Origin of the sequence: Phytoactinopolyspora halophila (assembly GCF_003287285.1) — a bacterium.
Classification (GTDB): domain Bacteria; phylum Actinomycetota; class Actinomycetes; order Jiangellales; family Jiangellaceae; genus Phytoactinopolyspora_A; species Phytoactinopolyspora_A halophila.
Genome location: NZ_QMIG01000007.1, coordinates 140,080 through 156,924, shown reverse-complemented (window position 1 = coordinate 156,924; position 16,845 = coordinate 140,080). Strand labels below are relative to the sequence as shown.

At 67.1% G+C, this 16,845-nt stretch carries 18 protein-coding genes; 8 read left to right on the top strand and 10 right to left on the bottom strand.

Annotated elements, in window-relative coordinates:
• The first annotated feature begins 15 nt into the window (after positions 1 to 15).
• The 5 genes from DPM12_RS10315 to DPM12_RS10295 all read left to right on the top strand — a co-directional run bounded on the left by DPM12_RS10315 (position 16) and on the right by DPM12_RS10295 (position 5,863).
• Positions 16 to 936 carry an ABC transporter permease gene (locus tag DPM12_RS10315; protein WP_112258224.1) on the top strand — a complete coding sequence of 307 codons (921 nt, stop codon included), beginning with the start codon at positions 16 to 18 and terminating at the stop codon, positions 934 to 936.
• Positions 929 to 1,804, top strand: a complete 876-nt coding sequence (locus tag DPM12_RS10310; protein ID WP_112258223.1) for an ABC transporter permease — start codon at positions 929 to 931, stop codon at positions 1,802 to 1,804. The genes DPM12_RS10315 and DPM12_RS10310 overlap by 8 nt, the downstream gene beginning before the upstream one ends.
• A gap of 132 nt (positions 1,805 to 1,936) precedes the next feature.
• Positions 1,937 to 2,857, top strand: a complete 921-nt coding sequence (gene mshB, locus DPM12_RS10305; RefSeq protein WP_112258222.1) for an N-acetyl-1-D-myo-inositol-2-amino-2-deoxy-alpha-D-glucopyranoside deacetylase — start codon at positions 1,937 to 1,939, stop codon at positions 2,855 to 2,857.
• A 44-nt stretch (positions 2,858 to 2,901) separates the two neighbouring features.
• Entirely contained in the window at positions 2,902 to 3,309 is a 408-nt protein-coding gene (locus tag DPM12_RS10300) for a DUF6113 family protein (protein WP_112258221.1), read from the top strand.
• 133 nt (positions 3,310 to 3,442) lie between these two features.
• Complete coding sequence (locus DPM12_RS10295; RefSeq protein ID WP_112258220.1) at positions 3,443 to 5,863, top strand: VanW family protein; 2,421 nt, start codon at positions 3,443 to 3,445, stop codon at positions 5,861 to 5,863.
• A gap of 12 nt (positions 5,864 to 5,875) precedes the next feature.
• Here DPM12_RS10295 and DPM12_RS10290 read toward each other — a convergent pair whose 3' ends face one another.
• Entirely contained in the window at positions 5,876 to 6,850 is a 975-nt protein-coding gene (locus DPM12_RS10290) for a GNAT family N-acetyltransferase (protein WP_211658772.1), read from the bottom strand.
• Between the two features lie 95 nt (positions 6,851 to 6,945).
• Between DPM12_RS10290 and fdxA the strand changes: the two genes are divergently transcribed.
• The gene (gene fdxA / locus DPM12_RS23580; protein ID WP_112258218.1) at positions 6,946 to 7,272 is read left to right on the top strand and encodes a ferredoxin; all 327 of its coding nucleotides are present in this window, start codon (positions 6,946 to 6,948) and stop codon (positions 7,270 to 7,272) included.
• A 5-nt stretch (positions 7,273 to 7,277) separates the two neighbouring features.
• Positions 7,278 to 8,375: a succinyldiaminopimelate transaminase gene (gene dapC, locus DPM12_RS10280; RefSeq protein ID WP_245951244.1), complete on the top strand. Its 1,098-nt coding sequence runs from the start codon at positions 7,278 to 7,280 to the stop codon at positions 8,373 to 8,375.
• 78 nt (positions 8,376 to 8,453) lie between these two features.
• Here the strand turns inward: dapC and DPM12_RS10275 are convergent, their stop codons facing one another.
• The 6 genes from DPM12_RS10275 to dapD all read right to left on the bottom strand — a co-directional run bounded on the left by DPM12_RS10275 (position 8,454) and on the right by dapD (position 13,394).
• Complete coding sequence (locus DPM12_RS10275) at positions 8,454 to 10,079, bottom strand: hypothetical protein (protein ID WP_123788559.1); 1,626 nt, start codon at positions 10,077 to 10,079, stop codon at positions 8,454 to 8,456.
• A 208-nt stretch (positions 10,080 to 10,287) separates the two neighbouring features.
• Positions 10,288 to 10,599, bottom strand: coding sequence for a DUF1048 domain-containing protein (locus tag DPM12_RS10270; protein WP_112258215.1), 312 nt, complete (start codon positions 10,597 to 10,599; stop codon positions 10,288 to 10,290).
• 1 nt (position 10,600) lies between these two features.
• Positions 10,601 to 10,957, bottom strand: a complete 357-nt coding sequence (locus tag DPM12_RS10265; RefSeq protein WP_112258214.1) for a DUF1048 domain-containing protein — start codon at positions 10,955 to 10,957, stop codon at positions 10,601 to 10,603.
• Positions 10,958 to 10,959: 2 nt separating this feature from the next.
• A complete protein-coding gene (locus DPM12_RS10260; protein WP_112258213.1) occupies positions 10,960 to 11,286 on the bottom strand; it encodes a PadR family transcriptional regulator in 327 nt (108 codons plus the stop codon).
• A gap of 182 nt (positions 11,287 to 11,468) precedes the next feature.
• A complete protein-coding gene (locus DPM12_RS24120; protein ID WP_112258212.1) occupies positions 11,469 to 12,455 on the bottom strand; it encodes a VldE C-terminal domain-containing protein in 987 nt (328 codons plus the stop codon).
• A 9-nt stretch (positions 12,456 to 12,464) separates the two neighbouring features.
• Entirely contained in the window at positions 12,465 to 13,394 is a 930-nt protein-coding gene (gene dapD, locus DPM12_RS10250) for a 2,3,4,5-tetrahydropyridine-2,6-dicarboxylate N-succinyltransferase (RefSeq protein WP_112258211.1), read from the bottom strand.
• Positions 13,395 to 13,524: 130 nt separating this feature from the next.
• On the opposite strand from dapD, the gene DPM12_RS10245 reads away from it, so the two are divergent.
• Positions 13,525 to 14,238, top strand: a complete 714-nt coding sequence (locus DPM12_RS10245; protein WP_112258210.1) for a peptidase inhibitor family I36 protein — start codon at positions 13,525 to 13,527, stop codon at positions 14,236 to 14,238.
• Positions 14,239 to 14,287: 49 nt separating this feature from the next.
• Here the strand turns inward: DPM12_RS10245 and DPM12_RS10240 are convergent, their stop codons facing one another.
• The 3 genes from DPM12_RS10240 to DPM12_RS23180 all read right to left on the bottom strand — a co-directional run bounded on the left by DPM12_RS10240 (position 14,288) and on the right by DPM12_RS23180 (position 16,807).
• Entirely contained in the window at positions 14,288 to 15,433 is a 1,146-nt protein-coding gene (locus tag DPM12_RS10240) for a hypothetical protein (RefSeq protein ID WP_112258209.1), read from the bottom strand.
• A gap of 4 nt (positions 15,434 to 15,437) precedes the next feature.
• Positions 15,438 to 16,079 (bottom strand): RNA polymerase sigma factor, encoded by a 642-nt coding sequence (locus DPM12_RS23185; RefSeq protein WP_158542848.1) that lies wholly within the window; start codon positions 16,077 to 16,079, stop codon positions 15,438 to 15,440.
• A gap of 116 nt (positions 16,080 to 16,195) precedes the next feature.
• Positions 16,196 to 16,807 (bottom strand): hypothetical protein, encoded by a 612-nt coding sequence (locus tag DPM12_RS23180; protein WP_158542847.1) that lies wholly within the window; start codon positions 16,805 to 16,807, stop codon positions 16,196 to 16,198.
• Between the last annotated feature and the right edge of the window lie 38 nt (positions 16,808 to 16,845).

Genomic DNA, 16,845 nt, shown 5'->3' with positions numbered 1-16,845 from the left:
GGCGCCCCGGTGTGTATGCGTAGGTATGTCCTGCGGCGGTTGCTGCAGTTCGTGCCTGTGCTGCTGGGAGCGACATTCCTCATCTATGCGATGATGTGGGCGCTTCCCGGCGATCCGCTGGCGGGACGATGTGGCGATCGCGCGTGCCCGCAAAGCTACGTCGATCGCATGACCGAGGCGTACAACCTGAGTGATCCACTGGTGGTCCAGTACGTCAAGTACATGGCTGGCGTGTTCACCGGGGACCTCGGGACTACGTTCGCCGGAGTTCCCGTCGCCGACGAGTTGCTCTCGCGGCTTCCGCTGACGGCGCAGCTTGCAGGTCTGGCGATCGTGTTCGAGATCATTCTTGGCGTGACTGCCGGCGTGCTCGCGGCGCTGCGTCCAGGTGGCCTGCTCGACAGCGCGATCCTGGTGAGCACGCTGATTGTCGTGGCGATTCCGATGTTCGTGCTGGCGTTGCTCGGGCAGTCGTTCTTCGGTGTCGAGCTCGGATGGTTTCCCGTGACGTCCGACGGCAGCCTCCTCTCGCTGATCCTTCCCGCCGTGGTGCTGGGCAGCGTGTCGGTGGCGGTCGTGGCGCGCGTGATGCGTTCGAGCATGATCGCTTCCTTGCAAGCCGACCACGTACGCACGGCACAGGCCAAGGGCCTGGCTCCACGCCGGGTCGTCGTCGCGCACGGCGTGCGAAACTCCCTCATTCCGGTGACGACGTTGGTCGGGGCAGATTTGGGAGTGCTGCTGGGTGGCACCGTCGTCGTCGAGATGATCTTCAATATCAACGGCATCGGGGACCTGTTGCTACGCAGCGTCGGCGACGGCGAAATCGGAACGGTGACGGCGACGGTGACAATGCTGGTCCTCGCCTTCTTGATCATCAATCTCGTCGTCGACCTGCTGTATCCTCTGCTCGATCCGAGGATCCGGCATGAGTGACACACGGCGTGGGCGGATCTGGACGCGGTTGGGCCGCCAGCCGACCTTTTACGTGGCCGCTGTGATCCTGTCGGTCCTGGCACTCATGGCGCTTGCGCCCGGCCTGTTTACCAGCACGGATCCGATGGATTGCGATCTGGCGTTTTCCCGCGTGGGTCCGGGAGACGGCGCGTACTTCGGCTACAACTTGCAGGGATGCGACCTGTACTCGCGCACCATCCACGGAGCGCGAGCGTCGCTCGTCGTCGGCGTGTTCGCCACGACGCTCGTGGTGCTGATCGGCGGTGGCCTGGGCACGGTCGCCGGATACTTCGGTTCGTGGGTCGATGCCGTGGTATCGCGGATCACCGACGTGTTCTTCGGTATCCCGCTGCTGCTGGGCGCACTCGTCGTCCTCGTGGCTTTCCCCTCGGATGTCACCACACCCGCCTGGCAGACCACGGGGAAGGTGGTGCTGGCGATCACGGTGCTCGGCTGGACCACCGTGGCCCGGATCATGCGAGCGGATGTGATCGAGGCGAAGGAAGCCGACTACGTGGACGCTGCGCGGTCGCTGGGTGCCGGGCACTGGGCGATCCTGCGGCGCCACGTTCTGCCGAACGCGATCGCACCGGTGCTGGCCTGGGCAACGGTGGCGGTGGGGACGTTCATCGCCGTGGAGGCGACGCTGTCGTTCATCGGGATCGGTCTGCAGCCGCCGGTGGTGTCGTGGGGCGTCGAGATCGGCGAGGCGCAGGCCTACGTCCGGCAGTCCCCACACATGATCGTGTTCCCCAGCGCGTTCCTGTCGGTGACGGTGCTGGCCTTCGTCCTGCTGGGCGACGCCGTGCGCCGCGCCCTCCACCCGCCTCGCCCCAAGGGTCGGTAGGTTTTCTCGGGCCGTACCACGACTGCAGACGTGTCACGGCCGGAGAAGACGTACCAAACATGATCATTCAGGGACGGGTGAGGGTGGGTGTGGTGGGGGAGATTGTCGGCGGCCGCGGCTATCGTGGCGTACATGGTCGAGACTGAGACACGGCGCCTGCTCCTGGTGCACGCCCATCCGGACGACGAGAGTATCGGCACCGGAGCGACGATGGCACGGTATGTAGCTGACGGCGCACACGTCACGCTGGTCACCTGTACGCAGGGAGAGCAGGGGGAGATCCTGGTGCCGGAGCTCGCGCATCTGGCACCGGACCAGGAAGACCGGTTGGGCGAACATCGGGTCAAGGAGCTCGCCGCAGCCATGGCCGAGCTGGGCGTGCAAGACTACCGCTTCCTCGGTGGGCCGGGCCGGTACCGTGACTCCGGGATGGTGTGGGGTGAGGACGGCCGCCGGGCCCAGGCCCCGGGGGATGTGCGTCCGGACAGCTTCTGGGCGGCCGACTTGCGTGCCGCGGCCGATCACCTGGTTGAGGTGATTCGTGAGGTCCGCCCGCAGGTGATGGTCACCTACGACGAGAACGGTGGCTACGGGCATCCGGACCATATTCAGGCGCACCGGGTCGCCATGTATGCCCTGATCCTGGCCGGTGTCGAGAGCTATCGGCGTGATCTCGGCCCGGCGTGGAGAGTGGCGAAGGTGTACTGGTCCGCCATGCCGCGTAGTGCAGTCCAGCGGGGAATCGACCTGATGAAGGACGCCGCGGAGGGCCCGTTCGGAAACGTCGAATCTGCCGACGAGCTCGGGTTCGTGGTCGACGACGCGGACATCACGGCCATCATCGACGGGTCGTCGTGGGTGGAGCGGAAGATAGCCGCGATGCGCTCCTATCCGACGCAGATCGACGTTGAGGGCCCGTTCTTCGCCCTGTCCGACAATATCGGGCAGGCCATCTGGGGCTCGGAGCACTATCGCCTGGTCCACGGGATGGCCGGGCCGGTTGATCCGGAGACGGGTTGTGAAAGTGATCTGTTCGCCGGCCTTGGCATATGACCTTTCGGGGAGCCGGGCCTACGGGTGAGCCCCGTGTTCGGCGGGTGGCCTCCGAACACGGGGACGACGAGGTCGGTGGCCACGCTCACCGCAATGCCCGTTGCCTGGGCAGGCGTGTCCTGCACCTGCTGGCCCTGACCTTCTTCGTGCTTGTGGCGGTGGCGGTAGCCGTGTCCGGCGTGTTCTTCCACCGCTGGGCCAGCCCCGCGGGTCTGGTGCTGGCGATCGTGGCGGTCGTGGCCTTGTGTTTCCTCGTGCGGCAGGTCGCACACTCGCGATGGGGGATTGCCGTGGCGGGGGCGGCGTGGATGGCGCCCGTGCTGGTGCTCGCCCAGCCGCGTTCTACGGGAGATGTGCTCATCGCTGGTGACCCGACAGGCATGTCTTTCCTGTTGGGTGGCGTTGTCGCGTGGGCCGTCACGCTGGGTCTCGGGGCGAGACGAGAGCGGTGACGCCCGTCAAGCCAGGAATTGACTCATGCGACAAAGCGGCTATATTGCCGCAGGGGGTCGAGTAACATACATCGTCAGTGACGATCTCTCGCCGGACGTATGTGATTCATCTGAATGTTAGGTATGCAGCTACGTGACCGATACCAGATCGAGCTCGGGTGATTCGCCCGAAGAGAACACTGCGCCGGAGCAATCCGGCGACGACGACGGTGCGGCCGGCAATGGTGACCCGGCTCACCTGGATGGGCACGAGTCTGTCGATGACCTGCGGAGGCCTCGGTCGCTGGGCGACGAGGAATCCACCGTGGACGGTGACGATGACCCTGCGGGGCCATCGTTTCCGGCCCCGACCTTAGCTCAACGGCGGCGGCAGGAGGCCGTCCGGGAAACGACCGAGGCGGAGTCCGCGCAGTCCGGTGTATCCGGTGAGCCCGCGCCGTCCGGTGAGCCCGCGCCGTCCGGGGAGCCCGCGCCGTCCGGGGATCCGGCACCGGCCGGGAGCGAGGAGCCCACCGAAGAATTTGCGGCGCCCGAACCGGAGGTGACGCCATCGGCGGCGCCTGCGGCGAATGCGTCGGCAGCGGATATGGCGCCTACGGTGGTCGCGTCGGCTGATACGCCGCCAGCCCCGTCGGCCGATGTGCCGCCGGCTGATGCGCTGGCAGGTGAGGCACCGGAGGTTCAGCCGGCAGCGATGTCAGCGGGTCAGCCGGCAGCGATGGCATCGTCTCCCGCGGCTGCGCCGCCAGACGCGCCGCCCGTGCCGCCGGACAGCGCCGATTCGGGAGATCCGGGCTCTCCGGCACGACGAATTCGGCCGGCGCTCATCGCTATCGGTGTGGTGGTGATCCTCCTGGGCGCGCTCTACGGCGTCGCCTACGCGGTGTCCGGTGACAAGCTCGCGCAAAACGCGTCCGTGGCAGGCATCGACGTGGGCGGGTTGAACCCGGCCGAGGCGCGAGAGCGCCTGGAGGCAGAGCTTCCCGAGGTGATCGACGAACCGATCCATCTGCATCTAGGCGATACGGACTCGACCTTCGAGGTCATCCCCTCGGAAGCCGGGTTGGATGTCGACATCGCCGCGACCATTTCGACGATTCCCGGCGGAAGCGCCAATCCCGTCTCGCTCGTTCAGGCGCTGTTTGGAGGCGACGACGTCGAGCCGGTGCCCGCGGTAGATGAGGATGCGCTGCGCGATTCTCTGGAAGCGATCGCCGACCAGACGGACACCGAGCCGGTTGATGCAACCGTGGGTTTCGACGAGGGCGAGATCGTGACCTCGGATCCGGAGACCGGCCGCTCGCTCGACGTCGACGGCGCGGTTGAGATCATCTCGTCCGCATTCTTCGGGGACGACGCCCGCGAGGTGCCGATCGACGAGCTCACCATCCCCGTCGACGACGTGGAGCCCGATGTGACGGAGTCGGAGGTCGAAACGGCGCTCTCCGAGTTCGCCGAGCCAGCCATGTCTGCGCCGGTCACCATCGAGTCGGGGGATTCGAGCGTGGATGTGGCGCCGGAGCTCATCGGTGAGGCGCTGCGTATGACACCGAACGAGAATGGAACCTTGCAGCCGGATCTCGACGGCGAGAAGCTCGCCGAGGTCGCCCGGGACGAGCTGGAACAGATCGGTCAGCAGAGCGAGGACGCCACCATTCGGATCGAGAACGGTTCGCCGACGATCGTCCCGGCCGAGCCGGGGACGAGTATCGATCCGAACTCGCTCGGCTCGGAGGTGCTGCTCGCGCTGACCGAGGAGGGCACGGACCGCCGGGCCGAGGTGGAGCTGACGGAGGTCGATCCGGAGCACACGACGCAGGAGATGGAGGAGCTCGGCGTGGAGGAAGTGGTGGCCGAGTTCACGACGACTTTCCCGCCGGCCGAGTACCGGGATGTGAACATCGGCCGGGCGGCCGAGCTCGTCCACAACACGTTGCTGCTGCCGGGGGACGAGTTCAGTCTTAACGACACCGTGGGAGAGCGCACGGAGTCCAACGGGTTCACGTCGGGGACCATCATCAGCGGGGGCCGGCTCGAAGACGCCATGGGTGGTGGCGTCTCGCAGGTCGCGACGACACTCTTCCACGCTGCCTTCAAGGCCGGCCTGGAGGATGTCGAGCACTGGCCGCATTCGATCTACTTCAGCAGGTACCCGGTGGCGCAGGAGGCCACCGTCGCCTGGGGTGCCAAGGATCTGCGATTCAAGAACGACACACCGTACGGTGTGCTGATCGATGCGAACGTCACACCGAGCGCCGGCCGGAACCAGGGCAGTATCACCGTTCGGCTCTGGAGCACGGAGCATTTCGACGTCGAGATGTCGGTCTCGGAGCGACGCGATTTCACCTCGCCGCGGACCATCTACGATACGAGCGCTGACTGCGAGCCGCAGGCAGGCAGCAACGGGTTCAGCATCACCTCGTTCCGCAAGGTCTGGGGTCCCGATGGTGAGCTGGTCAAGGACGAGAGCGAGCCCTGGACGTACAACCCGAATCACAAGGTCGTGTGCGGTCCCGACCCGGACGGTCCCGAGGGCGAGGGCGACGACGACTGACGCCGGCGGCGGCTACGGCGCCTGGCGGTAATGGTACGTGTGGTGGTCGCCGAAGCCGAGCTTGCGGTAGGCCGCTTGGGCGGCGGTGTTGTCCTCGACAACCTGGAGGTACGCGTCGTGCACGTCGTGCCCGGCCGCCCATTCGGCCAACTCGGCGACAACATGACTGCCCAGCCCGCGTCGGCGGGCGTGCGGTTTCACTTCGACGGCCGAGACGCCGAGCCACCGGCGCCCGCTCGGAGCCTCCGTGACGACACCGCGAGCGATCGCCACGGTGTCGTCGTGTTCGAGCACCGAGGCGAAAGCCACCGTGTCGGCGTTGGTGAGCACCTCGAGGCCGTGTGACGGCAGCGGTGTGCCGTGGTAGTGGTACGCACGTAGCCATGCCTCGTCCGGGCGTTCGGCGATCTGAGCTGCGGGTAGCTCGTGTCGTGTGCCGGCTCGCACGTCGTCGTTGGATGCGGTCAGGACGAGGACATCCTCGCTTCGGGACCACCCGCGCGCGTCCAGGAGCGGCGTGAGCTCGGAGCCGAGCTGCCCGCATAACTGGAAGGCCGGGGAGAGGTTTCGCTGCCGGTACCAGTCCTCGACCTCGGCGATCGCCTGATCGAGTGGTCGTTCGGGATGGTCAAGAACCAGGCACGAGTTGGCGCGGCGGGTGAAACCGTCGGCAGCCCTGAGGAGCCATCCACCGAGGTGTTCCGATTCGAGTGCGCGCCAACCTCGGGTGGCCGCCGACTCGAGGTCCCGGACGTCGCGTTTGGTAACCGGGCGCTGCGGGATCGCCTTGACGGCGATGACGTCGTCGTCGGGCACCGTCAGGACGTCACCACCGGCCGGCCGGACCCGGAGCGAACCATCCTGCCAGGATTCGAGCATGCCGAGTACGTCTGTCGCGCCATGGCTTTCACCGTGTAGACGATACCGCAGGACGACGCGGCGGCCCACGAGCTGGTCCGGGTGGGCATCAGAGGGGCGCTGTCTCATAGGCTGACCTTCGTTGCATCGTTCTAGGGTGGCAACGCGATACTAGAGGGTGCAGGGCGTGTACATGCGCCACGACCCGTCTGGAGGAGACCGCCGTGACATACGTCATCGCGCAGCCGTGCGTTGATCTGAAAGATCTGGCTTGCGTCGAGGAGTGCCCAGTTGACTGCATTTACGAGGGTGAGCGGATGCTCTACATCCACCCCGACGAGTGCGTCGACTGCGGAGCGTGTGAGCCGGTCTGCCCGGTTGAGGCAATTTTCTACGAGGACGATGTACCTGAGCAGTGGAAGGACTACTACCAGGCGAACGTCGAGTTCTTCGACGATTTGGGTTCGCCCGGTGGTGCGGCCAAGCTCGGAGCCATAGACAAGGATCATCCGCTCGTGTCTGCGCTTCCGCCGCAGGATCACGGGGAGTAGGAGACGTGCCGGGTGGCGTGAGCCTGCCCGGGTTCCCGTGGGACTCGCTGGTTCCGTATCGGGAACGCGCGCAGGCTCACCCGCACGGCGTCGTCGACCTTTCGGTCGGAACGCCGGTCGACGAGACGCCGGCCGTGGTCCGCGATGCGCTGGCAGCGGCGAGCAACGCGCCCGGGTATCCCACGACTCTCGGTACGCCTGCCGTTCGCGAGGCCGCCGTGGGCTGGCTGAAACGCCGATTCGGCATCGATTCGATCGACGCCGAGACGGGCGTGCTGCCCGCGATCGGGACGAAGGAACTCGTGGCGTGGCTGCCGACGCTGCTCGGTCTCGGCCCGGCCGACGTCGTCGTCCATCCCGAGCTGGCCTACCCGACGTATGACATCGGTGCCCGGCTGGCCGGTGCCAGCCCGGTCGCCGTGGACTCGCTCGTCGCGCTGGGGCCGCAACGGCCCGCCCTGGTGTGGGTGAACTCGCCAGCCAATCCTCATGGCCGCATTCTTCCGGCAGAACACCTGGCCAAGGTGGTGAGCTGGGCCCGCGAGCACGGCGCGCTGGTAGCTGCCGACGAGTGCTACCTCGAGTTCGGGTGGGAGGCGGCACCGAGCTCCGTGCTCCACGCCGAGGTCAACGGCGGAACGGTGGAGAACGTCATCGCCCTGCATTCGCTGTCCAAGAGGTCGAACCTCGCTGGCTATCGGGCCGGGTTCGTGGCCGGCGATCCCAGCATGGTGCGGCAGCTGCTTGAGGTGCGTAAGCACGCGGGCATGATGATGCCCGCACCCGTGCAGGCGGCCATGGCTGCGGCCCTGGACGACGACGAGCACGTGGATCAGCAGCGGCAGCGCTACCGGCAACGGCGCGACATCCTGCGGGACGCCCTGGTCGGTGCGGGATTCCGGATCGAGCACTCCGAGGGCGCGCTGTACCTGTGGGCGACCCGTGACGAGGGGTGCTGGGATACCGTCGGCTGGCTGGCCGAACGCGGCATCCTGGTGGCCCCGGGCGAGTTTTATGGACCCGCGGGACGTTCGCACGTGCGAGTGGCGCTGACCGCGACCGACGAGCGAGTCGCCGCCGCGGCCGAGCGCCTGGCAGCATGACCTCCCACGTCGCTGCCGAGTGACATCGACACGGGTGCGTCGCGCCTTCCTGTCAGGGGTCACGCGTGCGGCGCGGGGCTACGGGAGCACCTCGCGTGCGGTGTCGACGTCGGGCGCGATACCAAGCGCCACCTCACCGTCCGCACAGCTGACGATACCCACGTGATCGTCGCCTTCGAACACGGTGTCACCTGCGTCGTCGGCTGCCGTGGTGTCGGGGAAGGCCGCACCGTAGTAGTCGACGATCGTCTGGCACAGGTCCGGTCCCTCCTCGTGCTCGGCGAGGACCACGCTGACCGCGGTCTCGCCGTTTCCGTCCCAGACGGTGCTCTCGCCGCCTGCCCAGGCCCGGACGCGTTCCTTGGGGTCATCCAGCGCCGCCTCCGGATCGTCGCCGGGCGCCTCGAGGAGGAACAGCAGGTCGGCCGCCCCGAACGTGTCATTGTGAAGCTCCTCCCAGCCGGAAGGACCCTGCGGTGTGGAGACCTCGACCGCGCCTTCACCGGCACGGTACCGGTCCGGGAAGAGAATCTGGGCGCTCGTGGTGGGCAGCTCGCTGTAGGTTTCGTTGACGGCCTCCCATCCGCCGTCGAGGTAGAGATCGCAGGAGAAGGCCATTCCCTCGATGTACGGGAATTCGAGGTCACGCTGCAGGACGTGGGGGAATGCCTCCATCGTCTCGGCCGTGTGCGCGGACTCCGCATCGAGCGCGAGGAGCTCGTCCATCGGGAGGTGATCGGAGATGAACATCTGGCCGTAGAGCGTGGCGTCGCCTTCGATGGCGTTGAGCGCGGCGTATGCGGCGTCTGATCCTCGCGCTTCGGCCACGTCGGTGGTGTCGGGAAGGCCGAACTGGGCGTCGGCGAGAGCGTGCACCATCTCGTGCGAGGTGATGTAGGCTCCCATGCCGTCGATCTCCTCGGATCCGATGACCAGTTCGCGGGTCTCCGGACTGTAGAAACCGCCGACCCCCGCGTCGAGCAGATCGAGCTGCATGTCGACCAGGTCGGCGCCCGGCTCGACGGCACCGAGCGCAGCGAGCAGCCGCGCATCGGCCTCCGCCAGTTGCTCGTCGAGCTCCTCCTCGGTGAGTTCGACGACGCGCTGCTGCACCTCGTCCTGGGACACGAACTCGATGTCGAGGTCTCCGTCAGATACGAGGCCACGCTCGTCTTCCAGGATGTCTCGCACGGCCTCGACCTGCGTCTCGATGTCCGCGTCAGGTATGGAGCCCTCGCCACCGAGGCCCGACCCGAGATCGGGGGACAGGCATTCGAGGAGGATCGGATCGAGCCCGCTAAGATCGCTGCCGCCCAGCTCGTCCGAGCCAAGCAGGTCACCGAGATCGCCCAGGTCACCCAGGTCGCCGGACTCTCCCAGATCGCCGAAGAGATCGGCGAGGCCGCCGAGCGGGTCGTCGGCCGATTCCTCCGCCTCGGCAAGCTCCGCCCGCGTGGATTCGAGGTCCTCTTCCAGGCTGTTGATCTGGCGGTCCATCAAGAAATAGACCGTGCCGGTCAGGATCACGGCCATGACCGCGGTCAGGGCGGTGGCGACCTTCCAGCCACTGGCGCTGGAACCGGACCCGGGCGACGTGGTGGGTGCCGGTTGCTGCCCGGGCGTCGAGCCGGAAGGGGGCGCAGAGCTGCTGCCCTCGCCGGACGAGTCCGACGGTGGCGGCGGAGGGGGCGTTTGCTGGTTCATCGCGCACCAGCTTACCGGCTGCGCGGAACCGGGAGCGCTCGTGCTACACGCGCGTAGCGACGACGGTAGTGCGCGGCTCCCGATGCTCGCTCCGGAGCGGTGGGTGATGGAGGATGGCTACCCACAGCGACGGGCCCAGACGTCTCACCCGCGAATACCGCGATGCGATGACGCCCCGGGCAAACGATCAGCGCTAGTTCACTCGTCGTCAGGACTTCTTGCGGATCGACTCCTGGTAGACGTCGGCATGCGTTGGCGAGTCGCCGATGAGGCCGTCGCAGAAGGCGGCGACGTCGGGGCCGATTAGTTCCATGACGTCCTTGCCTGAGGCGACCCCGCTCTCGAAGAAGTCGACGATTTCAGACAGCAGGTTGCCATCGGTCAACGACACCGGTCCGACCTTGAACAGGTACTTCTGCATTTCCTCGTAGACGACCCGGTAATCGGGCGGCAGCGCCTTAACCCGGGCCATGTGCGCCCGCCACTGCCGCTTGCCTTCAATGATGTCCCGGATGCTCATGTCAGCCTCCCAGCTGGCTCAGTTTGCGGGCGACGTTTCTGTTCAACTGCGCCCGCCACTTGTCTCGGAAGTCCTTCGCACCTTCTTCCCCTGCCAGTGCCGCGCAGAAGCCAGGGATGTCATCTCCCAACGCCTCCGCGGCGCTCTGGCCGTCGGCCGCCGTGGTCTCAAGCAGCCCGAGGATCCCGTCGACGATTGGGGTCAGGTTGCGCCCGGTGAAGTCGGCGCGCGGCATCAGATGGGCCTTGATCTGCTCCCATGCGAGCCGGTAGTCGTCGGGCAGTGCCGCGGCACGGGCCTCGAAAGCCTGCCAGTCTCTGGTCAGGTCGCTCCCCGTGATCTTCTGCCAGAAGTTCATGCTCAGCTCTCCTTGAGTTCGTCGATCCGTGACGACAAGTAGTCCCATCTCGCCCAGAACGTCGCGAGCTCACGACGCCCCGCATCGTTGAGCGCGTAGAACTTGCGTGGCGGGCCTACCTCGGATGGTCGTTTCGAAACGTCCACTAACCCACGCTTCTCCAATCGCAGCAGGATGGTGTAAACGGTCCCCTCGGTGAGGTCAGCGAAACCGAGTTCGTTCAGCCGACGGGTAATGGCGTACCCGTAGGTCTCCTCGGCGTCGATCAGCTTCAGGACAATGCCCTCCAGGGTGCCCCTCAGCATCTCGGTCAACCCGTCCGTGACCATGTCCTTTCCCCTGGCGTGGAACTACCTTATCTCACAAGGTACCACTAGATCGTGTCACAGAGTAGTGGTCACGGAAGATGGAGCTGCCGCGCGATGTGGACGATCAGCCTCGCCGGGCAGTTCGCAGCCAATGCGCGGGTGACAATGGCTCGCGCGTCGAGGTCGGGCAGCTAATGTAACAATTAACCATTGTCGACGACGTCGATGTGCACGTGATCGAGATGCCGCAGTGTCGGATTCTCGGTGTTTCCCGAGGGATGTTCGTAGGACCGCCAGCCCTCGCTCGACCGTCGCGCCGTCCAGATCCGGTCATCGTAGATGACCGTGGCGATTCCCAGGCGCTGTGCGTGCGCGACCGCCCAATGCGCGATCGCCCATCCGAACCGGTTCACTTCGGCGTCATCGTGCGGGCGAAGCATCACGTCGATAGCCCGCCCGTCATAGTGCGCTGAGCCCTCGACGTGCCCGGAGTTCACGCCACCAGGTTCGAATCCGCCGAGTTCGAGCTCGCCGAAGCGTTCGAGCAGTTCGTCGTGCACCTCGCGGGCCCGAGCCGTGAGGCCGTCGTCGCCCATCCCCTCTGCCGGCAGGTCGGCGATGGTTTCCATGCGGAACTGGCAGTGAAACGCTGCCGGTGAATAGCCGGTGAGCGCTGAGGCGAGGGCACGGGCGTTGTCCTCGTGCTGCGCGTAGGCATCCGGGAATCCGCTGCGCTGAACTTCCTGCGCAGCGGCGGTGATTTCCATGTTGCGATACCCGTCGACCTGGACGAGCGCGTCATAGAACGCCCCGGCGGAGTAGACCGGATCCTGGATCTCCTCCGGTGTGCCCCAGCCCTGAGAGGGGCGTTGCTGAAACAGCCCGATCGAATCCCGGTCACCGTAGTCGATGTTGTACAGGTCCGACTCCTGGTAGGCAGTGGCGAGCGCAATGGTGGCCGCCCGAGCCGGCAGCTGGCGTTCGATCGCGACGGAGGTGATCGTGGCAGCATGCTCGGCTTGCTGGACGTCGAGCTGGGCCTCGTGGCTGTCGACCTCGGCCACGCACTGTTCCTGCGGCCCGAAGATCTGCTGCGGTCCACTCGCTTGCCAGATCAACACGGCCGTGAGCGCGAGGCCGAGGACGACCACCACGGCGATGGTTCGGATCACGCGTGCGACACGACCCATGGGGTGCGTCTAGTTGGCATGGAGCGCGGCGTTGAGCCCGCCCCAGTCGCCGGATCGGGCAAGCGCCTCGATGGCACCGGTCACGCTGTTGCGCCGGAACAGCAGCCCCGTCTGACCGGACAGCTCGCGTGCCTTGACCACGCGGCTGTCGGGAAGATTGACTTTCGTTCCAGCCGTGACATAGCAGCCCGCCTCAACAACGCAATCATCGCCGAGCGAGATGCCGATGCCAGCGTTCGCGCCGACAAGGCAGCGCTGGCCGATAGTGATCATTTCCTTGCCGCCGCCCGAGAGCGTCCCCATGATCGATGCTCCGCCACCGATGTCCGTCCCGTCGCCGACCACGACGCCCGCGGAGATGCGCCCTTCGACCATCGACGCGCCCAGCGTTCCGGCGTTGAAGTTGACGAACCCTTCGTGCATCACGGTGGTGCCCGCCGCGAGGTGGGCACCGAGGCGCACCCGATCGGCATCGGCGATGCGGACACCGGAGGGAACCACGTAGTCGACCATGCGGGGGAACTTGTCGATGCCATAAACCGTGACAGGTGCCCGGCGACGCAACCGAAGCCGGATCTCCTCGAAGCCCTCCACGGGGCATGGTCCGTGGTTGGTCCAGACGACGTTGGTCAGGGTTCCGAAGACACCGTCGAGATTCTGTTCGCGAGGCCTGACGAGGCGGTGCGAGAGGAGGTGGAGCCGGAGATAGGCGTCGGCGGTGTCGGCGGGAGGCCTGTCGAGTTCGATGGCGGTCTGCACCACGCGCAGGTGGACGCCGCGGTCCGGGTCGTCCGCTTCCAGAGCACGGAGCTCGGCGGGCGGCTCGGCGCCGGCCGATGTTTCGCCGAGCGACGGCGACGGGTAGGACACATCCAGCGTGGTGCCGTCGTAGGTCATGGTGGCGAGGCCATAGCCCCAGGCCAGGCGTTCTTCGGACATGTCGTCTAGCCTAGTCCGCTGGTTCGCTGCCGGTGTCGCGAGGGTTGGTGGCCGAGCCGTCACCCGGTGGTGCCGGTGAGCCGTGCCGGTGATCCGTCCGGTAGGGGATCGATGTGAGAGGAGATGTCCCATGCGCCACACACTCAGTGCCTGGGCACGACGCAGCCCAGGGTTCGCACTCGGCGCCCTGGCATTGCTGATGGCGCCGTTCGCCACGACGCCGGCCAGTTCGGGTCCGGATACGCTCCCGGCCGCCGCCTCCCAGGCCGCCGGTGTCTTGGCTGTGGGTACCTCCGGCGACACCGTCTCCGAAGACGAGCCGTCGCCCAGCGGTCCGCTCGCGGATGAGATGGCCGAGATGCTGGATCGTCAGCCGGGAGGCGTCCAGGTTTCCGACCAGGCCATGGCGTGGGACGACGGCGCGACGGTGGTGGTGTGGCCAGCACCTGGTGAGTCCCGTGCGCCAGCCGGGCTGGGTGCCAACGTTCGCGAGGGCGCGGTCCAGCAGATGGACCTCGAGCGTCAGGCAACGGGCGCGGATCTCTCGCCGATGGGCACGTACACGTCCTGCCCGTCGGGTTACTACTGCTTCTACACCGGCACGAACTACGACGGCATGCGCTACCAGTTCTCCAACACATGCTCGTCCTACGCGTCGAGCTGGGGATTCAACAATCAGGCCACCTCATGGGTGAACCGTGCTGGCAGCAACAAGATCATCTACGCCTACGATTACAACGGCGGCCAGCTGCTGTGGTACGAGCCGCATCCGTCCCGGAGCACGTATGTCGGTAGCGGCGACAATAACCGCATGAGCTACTGGACCTGTTCGCACACGCAGTAGCGGGGTGGACGGGCCTCTGCGGAGCTCGACGGGCATCGGCTGGCGGACGTCAATGAAAGACCGTGTAGTCGATGACGGCCGGGGTCTCGGCGTCGACCCCGTCCACGTCGTCGGTCAGGACTCCCTCGTACGCGAGGATCCGGCCGTCGTCCGGCGACACCAGCAGGACATGGCGCATCGGCCAGCCGCTGTGTTCTCCGTCGGCGGCGAAGGCGAGCGCTTCTCGTCCGGCTCGGTCCGTGGTGTAGCCCAGCTCGACCACCCCTGGCTCGTCCGCGAGCATGTCGAGCACGCCAGCCCGCTCATCGGGGCCGAGCTCCTGCTCGTTGCGTAGATCGTGAACGGCGCGGACGAGTTCCTCCGCGTGTTCGGTCACGCCCGGGCGTTCGGTGGCCAGGACGTTGCGTAGCTCCGCCGGATCCTCGGGAAGCTCGGCCGGGTACATGAACTGGTACGTGCCCGGGGGAAGCACCGTGTCCTGGATCACCTGGCCGTGCGGCCCGGGACGGCCTTCGTCGTTCCATGCCCGCCGGTAGTCCTCATCGGGAAACTGCGGCTCGCCGCCGACTTCGCGGATGGACACGCTGCCGTCCGCATGTTCGGTGAGCTCGCGCAGGACGGGGATGACCGCGGTGCGCACGGCGTCGTTACCGGGGTCCGCGCTGCCGGCGTCCGCGGCTCCCCCGGCGCTCTCGCCTCCGGCGCGGCCCTCGCCTCCGGCAGCGCCCGCGGCGCCGTCCACGGTCAGCGCCAGCGACCACCGCTCGGTGTGCACCGCCCGCGTCGCGTCCTCGTCGTCCGAGTCGTCCGTGACCGGCTCCACCGGCGTTGCGGTGGCACGGTCGGCGAGTTCGCGCAACGTGTCGCTCGCCGGTACGCCATCGGCGGTCTCGTGGCCGGCGAGCTCGGGCGTGGCAGCGTGCGCGATTCCACGGTCGGGGCGCAACGCCGGGGAGACGATCAGGGCTAGCGCCACGAGCAGCACGGTGACGGCCGTGGCGATGCCCACCCGGACCAGTGGTGAGCTCCGGCGTGGCGTGGTCGTCCGCCGATGGTGCAGCTGTGCTTCCTCCGCTTCGACGGTTTCCCGCACGGCCGATTCCAGCAATTGCCGGATGGCCTCTTCCCGATCGGGTGGCAGGGTCACCGACGGAGGGGACTCGTACGTGCCGGATCGCGGCATGGTCGAGTTCATGATCTCAGCTAGCCTCCTGTGTTGGAGAGCGTAGTCGGGCGTCGCGGCGTACCGTGATCGACGGGGAGGTGCCGGCGAGCAGGCGGCTGAGGTGTCCGTGCGCGCGGGCGAGCCTCGAGCGAGCCGTTCCCACGGTGATGCCGAGCGCGATGGCCGCCTCGGCTGGCGTGCGTTCTCCCCATACGCACAGGGCCAGGACCTCCTGTTCTCGCTTGGGCAGCCGGTGAAAGACCCGGAGGATCTCTTTCATCTGCCGTTCCGCGTCGCGCCGGGCGGCGGACGCGCTCTCGTCGTGGTCATCGTTGACTACGGCCGGGGGAAGCTTGGAGAGCAGGTGGCGGTGCCGGCGCACCGCCCGGGCGCTGTTCTGCGCCACCTGCGACGCGATCCCGAGTAGCCAGGGTACGAGCATGGCGGAATCGACCGACGTCTGATCGCGCCGGCGCCATGCTTCCAGGAAGACGATCGTGGTGAGATCTTCGGCGGTCTTCCAGCTGGCTGTGAGCCGGAAGCAGAACGAGTAGATGGTCTGGGAGTGACGGGTGAACAGTTCACCGAACGCCGACGGATCGCCGCTGCGCGCCCGCGACCACAGCTGCTTGTCGCTGGGGCTGCCGGCGGTTCGCCGCTCTCCGGACACGCTCACGCCCAACAATGTCCACCATTCTCCCGCACGTTTCCAACCGGGCCGCGACGACGCCGGTGTACGTGCCGCCGTGTACGTGCCGCCGTGAGCGTGGCTGCCGCCCGCTGTGGACGCGGCTACCGTTCTCCGGCCGGCGCTGCCGACCATGCCCACTCGCGGACGGGTGCGCGCCCGGGGAGATCGACCCGGCCGTGCGCCCACAGCAGGACTTGCCACGGATCGTCGCCAGTGACGGCGACGTCTGGAAACAGCCGGGCAAGCAGCCTGTAAGCCAGGTCCGGCTCGACGTCGAGGCGGGCGCCGAGGCCGCGCGCGACGTCGTCGCCGTGCACCAGCATCTCGGCGACGCCCATCGCGGCGAATCCCTCCGGATCCGCCATGCCGCTCGGGTGGAAAGCGCGCACGTCGTCCGGGGTGTCGCGGCAGACCGCGGCGAGTATGCCGGCGGCGGTACGGGCGACACGCAGCAGACCCTGCGACGTGGCGTCGTCTGGGACATCGGTGAACATCGGCACGTAGTCGCTGGTGGAACGATCGGCGAGCTGGCTGGCGTAGGAGATCACGCAGTCGCACGCGTGGACCAGCGTCGCCCGGCACGACCAGGTCAGCTGCCCAGCTCGTGCCGTCCAGTCCGCGGTGACGCGTTCCGCCAGCGCCTGACCCACGATCCTCGCCGCAAGCTCGATGTCTTCCGCGACGATGGGTTCGGGTTCGGTTCCGATGTGCATTCATCCAGTGAACCAGAGCCCTCGGGTCTCTGCAGTGG